The sequence below is a fragment of the Cobetia sp. SIMBA_158 genome (assembly GCF_046566945.1).
Classification (GTDB): domain Bacteria; phylum Pseudomonadota; class Gammaproteobacteria; order Pseudomonadales; family Halomonadaceae; genus Cobetia; species Cobetia amphilecti.
Genome location: NZ_JAWJYL010000770.1, coordinates 1 through 251 on the forward strand (window position 1 = coordinate 1; position 251 = coordinate 251).

The 251-nt window shown below is 38.2% G+C and carries 1 protein-coding gene; it reads right to left on the minus strand.

Annotated features, from left to right (window positions below):
* On the minus strand, positions 1 to 170 hold a 170-nt coding region (locus R2R70_RS21905; RefSeq protein WP_410979182.1), incomplete at its 3' end, for an SDR family NAD(P)-dependent oxidoreductase.
* Positions 171 to 251 lie beyond the last annotated feature (81 nt).

Genomic DNA, 251 nt, shown 5'->3' on the forward strand with positions numbered 1-251 from the left:
GGTACACTCAGTGCGTTATCTTCACCTAACGACTCAACTAGTTCAGCTAATTTATCTTCACTTCTGGCGGTAAGAATGACTTTATGGCCGTTATTAACCAATGTTTTTGCACTCGCTTCACCTATGCCACTAGAGGCACCTGTAATTAGAACTACTTTTTCTTTCGCCATGATTATTTCTCCTATGTTTACATATTCAAAATGATAAGAACGGTTTAACTAATACGTGCTATTAACTGTACCAGTTCTGGG